Below are 14,220 nucleotides of genomic sequence, written 5' to 3' on the forward strand. Positions count from 1 at the left end.
GGAATGCCTATGCGCGGCCTAGACGATATCCTGCGTCTTGGCGAAGCGGGCGATGGCACGCTGTGTGCCACGGCTCGCGAAAACCTGGATGAGCGTACTGACGAAGGCCGAAATCAGCGCGAACGACAAGGCTGAGCGAAGGCTCGTTTCCATATCGTCGTGGCCTGTGGGCGGCTTGTTGCCCGTGGCCTTTTCCCAGCCCTTGTTGACCAACTTGGTGCCGACGAATCCGGCTGCAAGGCTTACTCCGGCACCCAGCAGCTTGAAAAAGAGGTTCATGCCCCCAGCCTAGCCTCACATGCAGGCGGCTTGGGACTAGCGGCGGTTTTCCCGTTCCTTGAGGAAAGCTGCCATGGAACCGCGTGGTGCAAGGACAGGGACAACATCGTGATCGGCTTCCCAGACGGCATCTACTGTTCCGAGACCGGCAATTTCCTTGAGCAGGTAATACGTGGGTGGCATCAGCTGCAATGTACCGGCCGCCTCGGCCGCCAGGATCCCATCCACCGGCATCCAGAGTGATTGCCAAGCTTCAGTGGTTTGGTGCTGGGGTGCTGCTTCCGGAGCAGGCTTGGCAACATAGAAGTAGGTGTCGAAGCGCTTGGGCATGTCCGTCGGCGTGACCCAGTTGGCCCAGGGGCGAAGGTCTGAGGAATCAAGGCGAAGTCCGGCCTCCTCCCAAACCTCCCGCAGTGCAGCGGTAAGCACCATGCCTGACTTTGCCGGGGCCTGTTCGGGATCAACGGCGATGGAGCTCAGATGCCAGTTTGCAGCGTGCTGTTCCAGCAGCTCAGCCGGGTAATCCCATCCGTCCTGGTCTGCGGCGTCAACCCGGCCTCCCGGAAAGACCACCATGCCGGCGGCGAAGTCCATGGTGGCAACCCTGTGCTGCACGAAGGCTTCGAGCCCGGCCGGGGAGTCGCGGAGCAGGATGACGCTCGCGGCAAGGCGGGCTTGGGGAACTGGGATGTCCGTCGTGGGAAGGTCCGTCATGAAATACCCCTTTGCCGCGTCGATTCTGCTGGATCATTCTCTCAGGTGTGGTTGCCAGCCGCTTTGTGACTAACCCCCACCTCCCACGAACACCCACAGGTGTAAACTGAACCACGCCCATAAGGGCAGATCTAATAACGACAGGGGAGCGCCGCCGTCGGACCTTGCAGAGATGCAGGAGACGCGAGGGCGCTGAGAGTGCGGACAGCCGCAGACCCTCGAACCTGATCCGGTTAGTACCGGCGCAAGGGAGTCGAGCTTCTCAGAGTGTCCGGATCCGGGCGGCGCAGGCCGACCGGGGGTTTCCGGGGAGCACTTTCCCCTCCTGTACCTCAGGAGGCAGAAAAATGACCACGGCAAGCGTGAAGAAAACCAGTTATAACTGGCGTGTTGTAGACATCGTGGTGGCAGCTTTGATTGCCATCGCCGGCGGCGTGATCTTCTGGGCCTGGTCCCAGGGCGCCGCAATCGTATCCATCCCCATGAACGCCACGTATCCGCCGCTTACCGGTTTGATTGCCGGTGGCTGGATGATCCCCGCCGTCCTGGGCATGCTCATCATCCGCAAGCCGGGCGCAGCCCTGTTCTGCGAAGCCGTCGCCGCCACCGGCGAACTCATCATGGGTTCCCAGTACGGCACCACCGTCCTCATCTCCGGCATCCTCCAGGGGCTGGGCGCGGAACTCGTCTTCGCTGCGTTCCGGTACAAGAAGTTCGACCTGTCCGCTGCACTCCTCGCAGGTGCGGGCTCGGGCCTCTTCTGCGGTCTCAACGATTCCTTCCTGCCTTGGGGCTGGAACATCGCCTACGAAGCAATCGACAAGCTGGCCTACATCGCCTTCACCACGCTCTCCGGTGCGATCATCGCCGGCGCGCTGTCCTGGGTTGCCACCCGCGGGCTGGCCAAGACCGGCGTCCTCAGCTCCTTCGCGTCGCGCAAGGCTGCTTCGGAGCCCGTCTTCAACTAATGCCTGCGAAAGAAGGCAGCGGCCAGGTGCGGCCTGCCGCCATCACCGCCCAAGGGTGGGGATGGCGGCATGCCGGGCGTTCCACACCCGCCATCCAGGACCTCGATCTCCGGATCGAGCCCGGCGAGCGTGTGCTCTTGCTGGGTCCATCGGGCGCAGGGAAGTCGACACTGCTCCATGCCCTCGCCGGTGTGCTGGGTGACGAGGAAGACGATTCGGACGAGACCGGCTCGCTGTTGATCGACGGCCTCGCTCCCCGCGAACAACGCGGCCGTGCAGGTCTGATGCAGCAGGATCCGGAAACCCAGGTGGTGCTCTCACGGGTGGGTGACGACGTCGCGTTTGGCGCCGAAAACCTTGCCGTTCCCCGGGATGAAGTTTGGGCCCGCGTCCATGAAGCGCTCGACGACGTTGGGTTGCGCACGGCTGCAGGCGGCGGTTTGGCACTGGATCACCCGACGGCGGCACTCTCCGGCGGGCAGAAGCAGCGCCTTGCGTTGGCTGGCATCCTGGCGATGCGGCCGGGGCTGATCCTGCTTGACGAACCCACGGCCAACCTCGATCCGGTGGGCGTGCTTGAGGTTCGCGACGCCGTGCAGCGGTGCCTGGAAAAGACCGGTGCCACTTTGGTTGTCGTGGAACACCGTGTGTCCGTCTGGAAGGACCTGGTGGACAGGATCGTGGTCCTCCAGCCACCCTCGGCCGGCGGCGGAGTGCTCCTGGACGGCCCGCCGGATCAGGTGCTCACAGAGGCCCGCACCATGTTGATGGCAGCGGGAGTGTGGGTGCCGGGGTACGTTCCGGCTACTCGCGCCCGCAGGACCACAACCCAGGAAGTGGGCGGCGCTGAATCCGCAGCGCAGCTCCTCCTCGTTGCACAGGACCTGGCTGTCTCCCGTGAGAAGTCGCGCCGTCGCCGCTTCAAAACCATCCCACCCGTCCCCGTGCAATCGGGTATCAGCGCACAAGTACGGGCTGGCCAGGCACTCACCATCACGGGTCCGAACGGTGCCGGCAAATCTACTTTTGCGCTCACATTGGCCGGCCTTCTGGCGCCCGTGGACGGCAAAGTGAGTGCCGCCGTCGAGCTTTCAGAAGGAGCTGGAATCGACCCGTTCAAGTGGAAGGCGGATCAGTTGATTTCGCGCATTGGCACCGTGTTCCAGGAACCGGAGCACCAGTTCGTGACGGGCAAGGTCCTGGACGAGCTGATGTTCGGACCAAAGCATCTGGGACACGGTGAAGAACGCGTGGATGAATTGGTGGAGCGTTTGCGGCTCACGCATTTGGTGGACGCGAACCCTTACACATTGTCCGGTGGCGAGAAGCGCAGGTTGTCCGTGGCCACGGTCCTGGCGGCCCACCCTAAGGTGCTGGTGCTTGACGAGCCCACGTTCGGCCAGGACGCCAACACCTGGGCAGAGTTGGCATCGTTCCTCTCGGAACTGCTGGACGCCGGAACGGCCGTTGTGTCCGTGACGCACGACGAAGAATTCAGTGCGGTCCTTGGCGGTACAGAGCTGCGGCTGGATCCGGCGGCACAGCGCGTCCCGGACCCGCACGTCCCGGACCCGCACAGCAACGCAGCCCGCCAGGAAGCCGGTGCCGCATGAGGGACGCCCTGAACCTGCGCGGCAACCACGCCCTCCTCACGCGGGCCAATCCTCTGGTGAAGTTCGTGTCCGTCTTTCTCATTTCGCTGGTGCTGGCGTTGTCGATCGACTGGGTGTCCGCTTCAACGGCGCTCGTCGCCGAGCTGGCCCTGTTCCCGTTGGCTGGCCTCACGCTGGGGATTCTATGGCAGCGGGCCTGGCCGCTCATCATCGCTGCGGCGATTGGTGGCTGGAGCACCGCAATCGTGGCGGCTGACAGCGGGGCCGTACTGCTCGACGTCGGACTCTGGTCCATCAGCGAAGGTTCCCTTCAGCTGGGACTGGGATTCACGCTGCGCGGCCTGGCGATAGCACTGCCGGCAATCCTGCTGATGACCTGCACCGACCCCACCGACCTTGCTGACGCGCTGGCGCAGAAGGCGAAGCTGCCACACCGCTTTGTCCTCGGTTCGCTGGCCGCCATGCGCCTGGTGGGGTTAATGGCTGAGGAATGGCAGACCATCGGCATGGCCAGGCGCGCCCGCGGAGTGGGTTCGCAGGGCAGCCCGCTGCAACGGCTGAAGGCAACACTTGGACAAAGCTTCGGACTGTTGGTCCAGGCAGTCCGGCGGGCCTCCCGGCTGGCCATCACGATGGAGGCACGTGGTTTCGGCGGCGGGCAGAGAACGTGGGCCCGTGAATCCACCTACTCCCTCCTGGACGTCTGGGTGCTCCTGGGCGGCCTCGTCATCGCTGCCGCTGCGGTACTGACGGCCGTCGGCGCTGGAACGTGGAGTTTCGTCTGGCGTTAGCGCTTCTGTTGGACCTTCTCGAACCAGATATCGCACGATACGGGTAGAGTGTGATGTTTGCCGCTCAATCGGAGATTTGTTGTCCACTTCTAACTCATTTGTGATATTTCTTGAGTATGACGCAACCTACCGCCGAACATGTAGGCCTCCTGCTCCGCAACGCGCGAAGCGAAAAGGGCTGGACGCAGGGGCAGTTGGCTTCTGAGCTGGGAACCAGCCAGAGCGCTATCGCCCGAATGGAACAGGGCAAACAGAATCTCAGCCTCCGAATGATCGAACGGTTGGAGGCCATCTTCGGCCGCTCCATCGTCAAGGTCGGCAAGCCGCAGATGACGCACCTCCGCGTGGAAGGCGGCCATACGCTCTCCGGAGAAGTGGATGTCAACAGCAGCAAGAATGCCGGCGTGGCCCTGTTGTGTGCCAGCCTGATCAACCGGGGCACCACCACGCTGCGACGCTTGGCCCGCATTGAGGAAGTCAACCGGATCGTTGAGGTGCTGACGTCCATCGGCGTCGAATGCACCTGGCTCAACGGCAGCGACCTCCGTATCCGCAGGCCCGAAGTCCTTGACCTTGAATCGATGGACGTGGAGGCGGCTCGCCGCACACGCAGCGTCATCATGCTGCTCGGCCCGCTCCTTGACGAGACCGCCGAGTACCTGCTTCCCTATGCCGGTGGATGCGACCTCGGCACGCGCACCGTTGAGCCCCACATGCAGGCATTGCGCCAGTTCGGCCTCACGGTGGGGGCAAAGTCCGGCTTCTACTCCGTGGTGGCACCCCCTGCCGATGGGCACGACCGTTCCTTCGTTCTCTCCGAACGTGGCGACACCGTCACCGAGAACGCGATCATGGCTGCCGCGCACCGCGAGGGCACCACAGTGATCCGCAACGCGAGCCCCAACTACATGGTCCAGGATCTTTGCTTCTACCTGCAGGGCTTGGGTGTGACCATCGAGGGCGTCGGGACCACGACATTGAAGATCACGGGCCGATCAGCCATAGACGTGGACATCGAATACTTCCCGTCCGAGGATCCCATCGAAGCCATGAGCCTGATCACCGCAGGTATCGTGACGAACTCCGAGGTCACCATCCGCCGTGTTCCCATCGAATTCATGGAAATCGAGCTGGCCACCCTGGAACAGATGGGCCAGAAGCTGGAAATCTCGGGTGAATACATGGCCCGCAACGGCAGGACGCGCTTGGTGGATGTCACCACCAAGCCCTCTGAGCTCCACGCGCCACAGGACAAGATCCACCCCATGCCGTTCCCGGGGCTCAACATCGACAACCTGCCCTTCTTCGCCGTGATCGCGGGCAACGCCGAGGGCCAGACCATGATCCACGACTGGGTTTACGAGAACCGCGCCATCTACCTGACGGAGCTCAACAAGCTGGGCGCCCAAGTGCAACTCCTGGACCCCCACAGGATCTACGTCAACGGACCCACCAAGTGGCGGGCCGCGGAGATCGGCTGCCCGCCCGCCCTGCGTCCGGCCGCTTGCCTGCTCCTGGCAATGTTGGCTGCCCGTGGAACCTCGGAGCTTCGCAACATCTACGTGATCGAACGCGGCTACGAGGACCTGGCCGAACGTCTGAACACCATTGGCGCCAAGGTGGAGTACTTCCAGGACTAGGCACGCGTTTCTGCTGGATCATCCTGCTCGCCACGGGGCGGGGAGCCTGGTTTTAGGGGCCGCCACGTCGGCAATGGAGAGATGATCCAGCAGAATTTCTCCGGCCGCATGAAGCAGAATGGTGCCATGCGGACTTTCGGGGTGGAGGAAGAGCTACTCATCGTCGATCCTGTGACGGGCGAGCCCTTGGCCCTCGCGGACGCTCTGCTCGCGGATGCTCTGCTTGCAGGACCGGAAGCGGCGCCTGAAACCGGGATGGGGCTCAGCCACGAACTGAAGCTGGAACAGATCGAAACCCAGACCCGTCCCTGCCATAGCTACGGCGAGCTCCTACAGCAGATCCGGCGTGGACGTGCGATGGCCAATGACGCCGCCAGGAAACACAACGCCCGGGTAGCCGCGATTGCCACCTCGCCCCTGGCCAAGAACACCCACACCACCCCGGATCCCCGCTTCGCCGTGATGCTTGAGCGCTTCGGGTTGACGGCCCACGAGCAACTGACCTGCGGTTTCCATGTACACACCGCCGTGGAGTCACCCGAAGAGGGCGTCGTGGTCCTCGATCACATCCGCGACAAACTTGCTGTTTTGACGGCCATCAGCGCCAATTCCCCATACTGGCGTGGGTTGCCCACGGGTTTCGAAAGCTACCGGATCCAGGCGTGGAACCGGTGGCCGACGTCCGGGCCTTCTGCCGTGTTTGGCTCGCTGACTGCCTATCGGCGCATGGTTCAGCGCCTCCTGGAAACGGGAGTGCTCCTTGACGAGGGCATGATCTACTTCGACGCCCGCATCTCCCGTAACCATCCCACCGTGGAAGTCAGGGTGGCTGACGTGTGCCTCCGCTCGGAAGACGCGGCATTGATTGCGGTGCTTGTGAGGGCATTGGTTGAGACCGCTTCCCTGGAAATGCTCGACGGCGTCGAACCCGCCTCGGTGCCGACGGCCCTGCTCCGGATGGCGAGTTGGCAAGCGAGCAATTCGGGACTTCGCGGAGACCTCCTGGACTTTGGCGACTTCCGTCCCCAACCGGCAGCGGACGTGGTCTGGGCTTTGGTGGATTACCTGAGTCCTGTCCTGGACGACCAAGGTGAACTGGAGCTCGTGAAGGCCGGAATCGCGGACATTCTTGAGCGCGGGAACGGAGCCCGGGAGCAACGCGAGGCAGCGGAGCGTTTCAACAATCGGCAAGGTGAAGCACAAAATCCGCCGGGGAGTCCGCCCAGCAATGAGGCCTTGGGGGCGGTGGTTGGGCATGCGGTGAAGGCGACGATTCGTGGCGCTACCGCAGACTCGCACAAGGATCCGGCGCCCATCCTGACCAGGGTCCGCAGGCCCTAGGCTTCTGCAGAGTCAGTCTCTTCCCACGTCATCAGGTACGCCCCCGCTAAGCCTTCAACGAGGTAGAACACGAGCGGCGGGATGTCCTTCTTGGCCACAAGGATGGCGCCGTAGATGGGCGCGCTGGCTGCGGCCGTGACCCCGATCCATCGTTTGGCGGGCGATGCCAGGAGACTTCCGCCCAGCGCCGCCAAGGCAAGAACGTGGAGCCCGGAGTAGGCAAGGAATGGCGCATTGGAACCCCGGCCATAGGCAAAGCGTTCCAGGTCCGAGGCCCGGCGGGACAAACTGGAAACAAAGAGCGGGGCTCCTGCGAGCAAAGCGGCCGCGGCGACAGTAGCCCATCGCTTCGCCCGACCGCCCGGAACACTGCGGGCAAAGGCGGCGAATCCCACCGGCACCGCGACGGTTCCAGCAGCAGCGAGGTGCTGCCCAATCACCCAGCCACGCTGGCCGGCCTTGAGCATACGAAGACGTTCGGCGGCGTCGGGAGTGATATAGACACGCGACACCGGCGAGATCCCTGCAAACCACACCGCCGTGCCGGCAACGATGACCGTTCCGGCACGGCGATAGGGATGATTCCCGCTCATGGCAGCAAGGCTAGACCTGTTTGAGGGCCTTCTCCAGATCCAGGATGAGATCGTCTACATCTTCCAAGCCCACGGACAAACGGACCACGCCGTCGCTCAGCCCGATCGCCGCGCGACCTTCGGGCCCCATGGCCCGGTGGGTGGTGGTGGCCGGATGGGTGATGAGGGACTTGGAGTCGCCCAGGTTGTTGGAGATATCGATGACGCGCAGGCCGTCCAGCAACGCGAACGCGGCGTCCTTGGCCGAACGCCCCGAAGAGGGCAGCAACTCGAACGTCAGCACGGTGCCGCCGGCCTTCATTTGCTTGGCTGCGAGCTCGTACTGTGGGTGCGATTTCAGCAAGGGGTACTTGACCCAGCTGATGGCCGGTTGCTGCTCAAGCCATTCCGCGATCTTCAAAGCGGAGGCTGAACTGTGGTTCACGCGCAAGCCAATGGTCTCCAGGCCTTTGGTCAACACCCAGGCATTGAACGCGGAGAGCGACGGTCCGGTGTGCCGCATCAGCTGCTTGACCGGGCCATCGATGAATTCCTTGGTGCCCATGATCGCCCCGCCAAGGACACGTCCCTGGCCATCGATGTGTTTGGTGCCGGAGTACACGATCACGTCCGCGCCCAAGTCACCGCAACGCTGCAGCAGGGGAGTGGCAAAGACGTTGTCGACGACGACGGTCGCTCCCGCAGCATGCGCCAGCTCGCTGACGGCGGCGATGTCCACGATTTCCTGCATGGGGTTGGAGGGCGACTCGAAAAACACGGCGGTGGTCGGTTCGGAGAGGGCAGCACGCCACTGGTCGAGGTCGGGACCGTCGACAAACACGGTCTCTACGCCCCAGCGCGGCAGGATCTCGTTGAGGATCACGAAGCACGAGCCGAACAGGGACCGGGCGGCAACCACGCGATCACCGGCAGCCAGGAGGGCACCCAAGGCGGTGAACACCGCGGACATGCCGGACGCCGTCGCAAAGCACGCTTCGGTTCCTTCGAGCAACCGCAACCGCTCCTGGAACGTGGCTACGGACGGGTTGCCATAGCGGGAGTAAACGAAGCGTTCGTCCTCGCCGGTGAAGGCGCGTTCGGCGGCGGCAGCGGATTCGTAGACGAAGCCGGAGTTCAGGAAGACGGGTTCGGACGTCTCCTGGAAGTTGGTACGGTCAAGGCCACCGCGAACTGCCTGGGTGTCAGGGCTCCAGCTGGCGGCATCGGGATTGAAAGTCACTTAGTCGTTCCCCAGGTTGGTTGGCAGGCCGCGGTTCTTCCAGCCGTTGATGGTGCGTTCGCCGTAGCGGTCCGGGTCACCTTCGAAGCCCTCGAGCACGTTGTAGGCGGTGAACCCGGCCTGCGTCGCGGCGATGGCGGCCGAGATGGAGCGCTGGCCTGAGCGGCAGATGAAAACGAGTTCCACGCCGTCACCTTCGGGTGCCTGCTGCTGCAGGTCCTCAAGGAAGCGGGAATTGGGAATGCCACCGGCGAGGTTCCACTGAATGAACAGGGGATCGTTCTCGGTGGCCTTGGTGTCCGGAATGCCGATGTGGGCCCACTCGGCCTCGGTGCGGACATCTACCAGGATGGCGCCTTCTTCCAGCTTGGCCCACGCGTCCTGCGGGGTCAGGTCACCTGCGTAACTCATGCGTGTCCCTCGAATGCTTCTTCGTCGTCGTCGTTCTCCAACTGGTCAACAGCATTCGCGACGGCGGCGTCTGCGTTGGCGATGGCAGCAGGCAGGACGACTGCCTGGGCCACGATGACATCCGTGCCATTGAACGTGGCTGCCGGGCTGCCGTGGAGCACGTAGCCGTCGGCGAGGGCGGTGGTGATCCGCTCGCAGAATTCACGGGTATCCGGACCTGTAATCAGGCGGTAGGAGAGTTTTTCTTCAGTGGGTTCAGGCATTGGCTGGTGCTCCTCAGTCACGCTTGCAGTTCGAAGTGTCGATACGCCGAGTAGTCACCTGAGGCACCCCGCCGGAGAGAGGGTTGCCGACCAGCAAGTCAGGGCTTGGCGCTGGTGCTCATTACTCAAGAAAAACGTAACATCCCGCGGCGGCGGCCCGCACTTGCAAGCGGTTACGCGCTCGTCATGTTGCGTAACCGGCCGGCGCTGGGGTAGCAGCCCAAATGTGACGTCCCGGGAGCATAATTGACGCAGTACGACCCCCTGTAACTTCGCAAGAAATCAGGTCGCGGTGAACGGACAAGGCAGCTCTACACTCAAGCCCATGCTGCATTTTGGATGGTTCGTGGGGCACGGTTTTGGTGTCCAGGGGTGGGGAACTCCCGGCTACAGCCTGGGTTTCGACTGGAAGAAACCTGCCCTGTATCAAGACGCCGTCCGCGCGTTTGAGCAATCCGGCCTTGACCTTTTCATCATCGAGGACTCCCTTACTGTTCCTGATACTTATGGCGGCACTGCCGAGGTTTCGCTGGCACACGCCTCCTTTGCGCCCAAGCATGACCCTTTGGCCCTGGTCCCGTACCTTCTGTCCGCCACCAAGCACCTTGGGATTGTGCCGACGGTCAGCGCATCGTTCTATCCGCCCTTCACAGCCGCACGACTCCTGGCCACGCTGCAGCATTTCTCCGAGGGCCAGCTCGGCTGGAACGTTGTCACCTCCGGCAGTGACCTGGCGGCACAGAATTACGGGTTGGACCAGCAGATTGAACACGACCTTCGGTATGAGAAGGCGGAGGAATTCGTCGACGTCGTCCGGCAGCTTTGGCGCAGCTGGGAACCCGGCGCTGTGCTTGAGGACGTTGAGGCCGGCGTGTTCGCCGACCACACCAAAGTGCACCCCATTAACCACCAGGGTGACTTCTTCAAGGTCCGCGGTCCGCTGAACACTGCACCCCTGCCGGAGGAGCCCGTACTGGTGCAGGCCGGTGCTTCTCCTCGGGGCAAAGCGTTCGCGGGCGGGCATGCAGATGTGGCGATCGCCTTGGCGCGTGGCGTTGACGGCATGAAGGCCTACCGGGATTCCATCCGTGCCGAGGCTGCCAAGGCGGGCAGGAACCCCGACGACCTCAAGGTCCTTTTCGTGCTGAAGCCCACCGTAGTTGGTTCATCAGCCGAGGCCGAGGAGCTGCGTGCACAGCGCCGGGAGCTTACCCAGCGTGATATCGACAGCCAACTCAACTCGATCTCCTACCTGTCCGTGATCGACTTCAAGCAGTTCGACCTCGATGCGCCGTTGCCTGAATTGAGCACCAACAGCAACCAAGGCACGTTGGAGCACTTCGCCAAGGCAGCCCCTCCGGGGTCTACCCTGCGCCAGATCCTTCAGGCACGCAGCGGTGGTGCCGGTGATTCAATCATCGGCACGGTTGACGAAATCGCGGACTACCTTGAGGAGACCGGGGAGGCCGTGGGTGGCGACGGCTTCCTCTTCTCTGGCTTCGTGGACCCCGTCACCGTGCACGGCGTGCTGGACAAGCTCACTCCCGAACTGCGCCGCCGCGGCCTGTTGAGGAAGAGTTACGGCGATGGCGGCTTCCGCCAGAATCTTCTGGACTTCTGACGATGGCCTCCGAGCACATTTCCTCCGAGTCCAGAACCCTGCTGATCGGCACATCGCCGGTGGACCCTGAAAGCGTGGCGCAGGCTGCGCTGGATCCGGCGTTTCACGTGAAACTCAACCACGATGCGTTGTCTTTAATCGGCCGCTCACGCGAAGTACTGGAGCGCGCGTCGACCTCAGGGCAGAAAATCTACGGCCTCAACACACTCCTCGGATCCGGACGGGATACGGCTGTGGAGGAGAGGTCGGTTCTTGCCTATCAAATCCAAGTAGTCAGATACCACAACAGTGGTGTGGGCGACCATCTGGACCGGCCCTCCGCTCGCGCCGTGATCCTCGCCCGGCTCATCGGATTCAGCCGCGGCGGCTCCGGTGTGCGCCCGGAGACCGCCCAGTTCTATGCGGAACTACTCAACCGTGGAGTTCTTCCCGCCATCCCCCGCGAAGGCTCAGTCGGCTCGTCGGACCTCACCCAGCTCGCCGCCGTCGCCGCCGTCGCCATCGGTGAAGGTGAAGCGATCGATGCGGACGGCACCCTGGTACCCGGGGCGAAAGCGCTCGCCGACGCCGGTCTCCAGCCGCTGCGGCTCGCGCCCGGTGAGGCCCTGGCCCTGGTCAGCGCCAACGCCTACTCGGTAGGGGCCGGCACCCTCGCCTTCGCGCGCCTGCAACAGCTGACGGAACTAGCCGACGTCGCGCTTTCCCTCTCGCTTGAGGCCATTGCAAGGTACGACGGCGGCGGAAACCTCAGTCCGTTTTCGCCGGCTATCCAAGCGGGCAAGGCGGTGGACGGGCAGAAGGATTCGGCGGCCGCGGTACGTTACCTTTTGCGCGGCGGGTGGTTGGAGGACGTTCGTCCCGAAGCCTCGGTGCAGGACGCTTTGTCATTCCGTTCTGCGCCCCAGACTCATGGGGCTTTTCGCTCCTTGGTTTCACAGCTCGGCGCTGCGTTGACGGTGGAGCTGAACGGACGTGGCGACAACCCCTTGGTTGATGTCGAAACCGGGCACATGGTGTCCGGCGGGAACTTCCAACCGATGCAGTTGGCTCTTTCCTTTGAGGGCCTGCGGCTTGCCCTGGCCCACGTGGGGATTTCCAGCGAGCGGCGCATCGCCAAGCTGTATCCGCCACAACGGGTGATCCGGGCCAGACATCTGGAGGCTGCCGCCAGGCATCTGGAGGCTGCCGCCAGGCACCTGGAGGCCTCGTCGTCGAATGCGGTTTCTGAATCAGGACCGGCCGCAGGCCTTGTGCAGGAGGAGTTGCCCGGGCTGCTCTGGTACTCAGCAGCGGGACTGCTGTCCGAACTGAAGTTCCTGGCAGCGCCGGCGACGCTCGGGGCACCCACCCTCTCGGCCGACGTCGAGGACCACTCCACCTTGGCGCCGCTGGCGTTGCAGCAACTCGAAAGGTCGTTGGAGGCCTTGGAGAAATTGCTTGCGATTGAGGCGCTGACGGCGTCGTATCTGCTGCTTGAAGCGGGCGCCGCGCAGCCGCTCGGGAAGGGGACTGGCGCCGTCGCGGGCCGGCTGGCTGATGTGCTGGCAGACCGGCCGTCGGCTCCGGACCTTGTGGAGCGTGCGCGACGTGAGTTGCGTGATGTGGTGGCGCAGGAATTGCCGGCTACGGCTGAAGGGGAGGGGACCACGTGAGTACCGCAATCCGCAAACAAGGCGCACACCCGGCGGCAGGGCTGCCGGACGGCCTGGATGCCAGCGTCCTGGACAAAGTGGGCAACACTCCGCTGGTGAAATTGGAGGCCTTGGGCCGTGGATTGCGCAGCACCATCCACATCAAGCTTGAGTCCGAGAACCCCGGCGGATCCATCAAGGACCGTACTGCGCTGAGCATGGTCCGGGCGGCCGAGCAATCAGGAGAGCTACAGCCAGGCGCAACCATTGTGGAGAGCACTTCCGGCAATACCGGGATCGGGCTGGCGCTCATCGGGCGGCTGACGGGGCATCCCGTGGTGGTGGTTACCGGCGACACCATCTCCCAGGAGAAACTCGCCGCGCTCCACAGCTACGGTGCGCGCGTGGTCCTGACGGACTGGAGCGCGCCCTCCGAATCGCCGGAGAACGCCCGCGCTGTGGCAGCGCGAATCACGGCCGAGACGCCTGGTGCTTGGCGGCCCATGCAATTCGACAACCCTGCCAACCCGGCCGCGCACTACCAAACCACCGGGCCGGAGATCTGGGAGCAGACCAACGGACTGGTGACGCATTTCGTGGCTGGAATCGGAACCGGCGGGACCATCAGCGGCAATGGCAGGTTCCTGAAGGAGAAGGTTGCAGCATCGCGGCCCGGTGGGCACCTTGAAGTTGTGGGCGCCGACCCCTACGGCTCCGCCTACAGTGGTGGACACCCCGGCGAGATCCTGGTGGACGGTGTGGGTAACTCCTGGCCCCAGGCTGAATGGCCCAAGGCCTTTGACCGCTCCATTGTTGACCGCTTCCTGCGCATCCCCAACGACGAGGTCTACTCCACCGTGCACCGGCTCCTCGACGAAGAAGGGCTTGCGCTGGGTCCATCATCCGGACTCGCTGTGGCCGCTGCCCTGCGGGTAGCCCGGGCCGCACCCCACGGCTCAGTAGTAGTGGCCATAGCGCCCGACGCCGGAACCAACTACCTGAGCAAGGCCTTCAACCCGGTGTGGCTGGCAGAGAACGGAATCCACCTGGCCCGCGACGCCACCGAATAGCACCCTCTCTCACATCCACCGGCTTTCGGGCGGATCTTCTCTCACATCCAACGGCTTTCTGACGGT

General features: G+C 63.7%; 14 protein-coding genes and 2 riboswitches. Of the genes, 8 read left to right on the top strand and 6 right to left on the bottom strand.

The features are described 5' to 3' along the window. Positions 1–18: 18 nt before the first annotated feature. Positions 19–279 (bottom strand): DUF4235 domain-containing protein, encoded by a 261-nt coding sequence (locus ACTAQJ_RS19490; RefSeq protein WP_216926797.1) that lies wholly within the window; start codon positions 277–279, stop codon positions 19–21. Between the two features lie 36 nt (positions 280–315). After that, positions 316–993, bottom strand: a complete 678-nt coding sequence (locus tag ACTAQJ_RS19495) for an NUDIX hydrolase (RefSeq protein ID WP_431116879.1) — start codon at positions 991–993, stop codon at positions 316–318. A 132-nt stretch (positions 994–1,125) separates the two neighbouring features. Then, positions 1,126–1,262: riboswitch (TPP riboswitch) on the top strand. 78 nt (positions 1,263–1,340) lie between these two features. Between ACTAQJ_RS19495 and ACTAQJ_RS19500 the strand changes: the two genes are divergently transcribed. From ACTAQJ_RS19500 to ACTAQJ_RS19520, 5 genes are all read left to right on the top strand, one after another. Continuing rightward, entirely contained in the window at positions 1,341–1,961 is a 621-nt protein-coding gene (locus ACTAQJ_RS19500) for an ECF transporter S component (protein ID WP_431116878.1), read from the top strand. Then, on the top strand, positions 1,961–3,574 hold the full coding sequence (locus tag ACTAQJ_RS19505) for an ABC transporter ATP-binding protein (protein WP_498698616.1): 1,614 nt from the start codon (positions 1,961–1,963) through the stop codon (positions 3,572–3,574). The genes ACTAQJ_RS19500 and ACTAQJ_RS19505 overlap by 1 nt, the downstream gene beginning before the upstream one ends. Further along, complete coding sequence (locus tag ACTAQJ_RS19510) at positions 3,571–4,365, top strand: energy-coupling factor transporter transmembrane component T family protein (RefSeq protein WP_431116876.1); 795 nt, start codon at positions 3,571–3,573, stop codon at positions 4,363–4,365. Before ACTAQJ_RS19505 ends, ACTAQJ_RS19510 begins: the two co-directional genes overlap by 4 nt. Positions 4,366–4,481: 116 nt before the next feature. Then, the gene (locus ACTAQJ_RS19515; RefSeq protein WP_431116875.1) at positions 4,482–6,005 is read left to right on the top strand and encodes a UDP-N-acetylglucosamine 1-carboxyvinyltransferase; all 1,524 of its coding nucleotides are present in this window, start codon (positions 4,482–4,484) and stop codon (positions 6,003–6,005) included. Positions 6,006–6,131: 126 nt separating this feature from the next. Continuing rightward, the gene (locus ACTAQJ_RS19520) at positions 6,132–7,346 is read left to right on the top strand and encodes a glutamate--cysteine ligase 2 (RefSeq protein ID WP_498702225.1); all 1,215 of its coding nucleotides are present in this window, start codon (positions 6,132–6,134) and stop codon (positions 7,344–7,346) included. On the opposite strand, the gene ACTAQJ_RS19525 is transcribed toward ACTAQJ_RS19520, so the two are convergent. The 4 genes from ACTAQJ_RS19525 to ACTAQJ_RS19540 are packed head-to-tail and all read right to left on the bottom strand — an operon-like array spanning position 7,343 to position 9,832. Continuing rightward, positions 7,343–7,939, bottom strand: coding sequence for a hypothetical protein (locus tag ACTAQJ_RS19525; RefSeq protein WP_498698621.1), 597 nt, complete (start codon positions 7,937–7,939; stop codon positions 7,343–7,345). The genes ACTAQJ_RS19520 and ACTAQJ_RS19525 overlap by 4 nt on opposite strands. Positions 7,940–7,949: 10 nt before the next feature. Next, positions 7,950–9,158, bottom strand: a complete 1,209-nt coding sequence (locus tag ACTAQJ_RS19530; protein ID WP_431116873.1) for an O-succinylhomoserine sulfhydrylase — start codon at positions 9,156–9,158, stop codon at positions 7,950–7,952. Beyond that, positions 9,159–9,569, bottom strand: coding sequence for a rhodanese-like domain-containing protein (locus ACTAQJ_RS19535; RefSeq protein ID WP_431116872.1), 411 nt, complete (start codon positions 9,567–9,569; stop codon positions 9,159–9,161). After that, on the bottom strand, positions 9,566–9,832 hold the full coding sequence (locus ACTAQJ_RS19540) for a DUF1737 domain-containing protein (RefSeq protein WP_216926788.1): 267 nt from the start codon (positions 9,830–9,832) through the stop codon (positions 9,566–9,568). Before ACTAQJ_RS19540 ends, ACTAQJ_RS19535 begins: the two co-directional genes overlap by 4 nt. A gap of 14 nt (positions 9,833–9,846) precedes the next feature. Beyond that, positions 9,847–9,958, bottom strand: a riboswitch (SAM riboswitch). 166 nt (positions 9,959–10,124) lie between these two features. Here ACTAQJ_RS19540 and ACTAQJ_RS19545 point away from each other — a divergent pair. The 3 genes from ACTAQJ_RS19545 to ACTAQJ_RS19555 are packed head-to-tail and all read left to right on the top strand — an operon-like array spanning position 10,125 to position 14,154. Continuing rightward, positions 10,125–11,453: an NtaA/DmoA family FMN-dependent monooxygenase gene (locus ACTAQJ_RS19545; protein WP_498698623.1), complete on the top strand. Its 1,329-nt coding sequence runs from the start codon at positions 10,125–10,127 to the stop codon at positions 11,451–11,453. 2 nt (positions 11,454–11,455) lie between these two features. Continuing rightward, positions 11,456–13,105 (top strand): aromatic amino acid ammonia-lyase, encoded by a 1,650-nt coding sequence (locus ACTAQJ_RS19550; protein WP_498698625.1) that lies wholly within the window; start codon positions 11,456–11,458, stop codon positions 13,103–13,105. Next, the gene (locus tag ACTAQJ_RS19555; protein ID WP_498698626.1) at positions 13,102–14,154 is read left to right on the top strand and encodes a PLP-dependent cysteine synthase family protein; all 1,053 of its coding nucleotides are present in this window, start codon (positions 13,102–13,104) and stop codon (positions 14,152–14,154) included. Before ACTAQJ_RS19550 ends, ACTAQJ_RS19555 begins: the two co-directional genes overlap by 4 nt. Positions 14,155–14,220: the final 66 nt, after the last annotated feature.

It is taken from the genome of Arthrobacter sp. alpha11c (assembly GCF_054149985.1).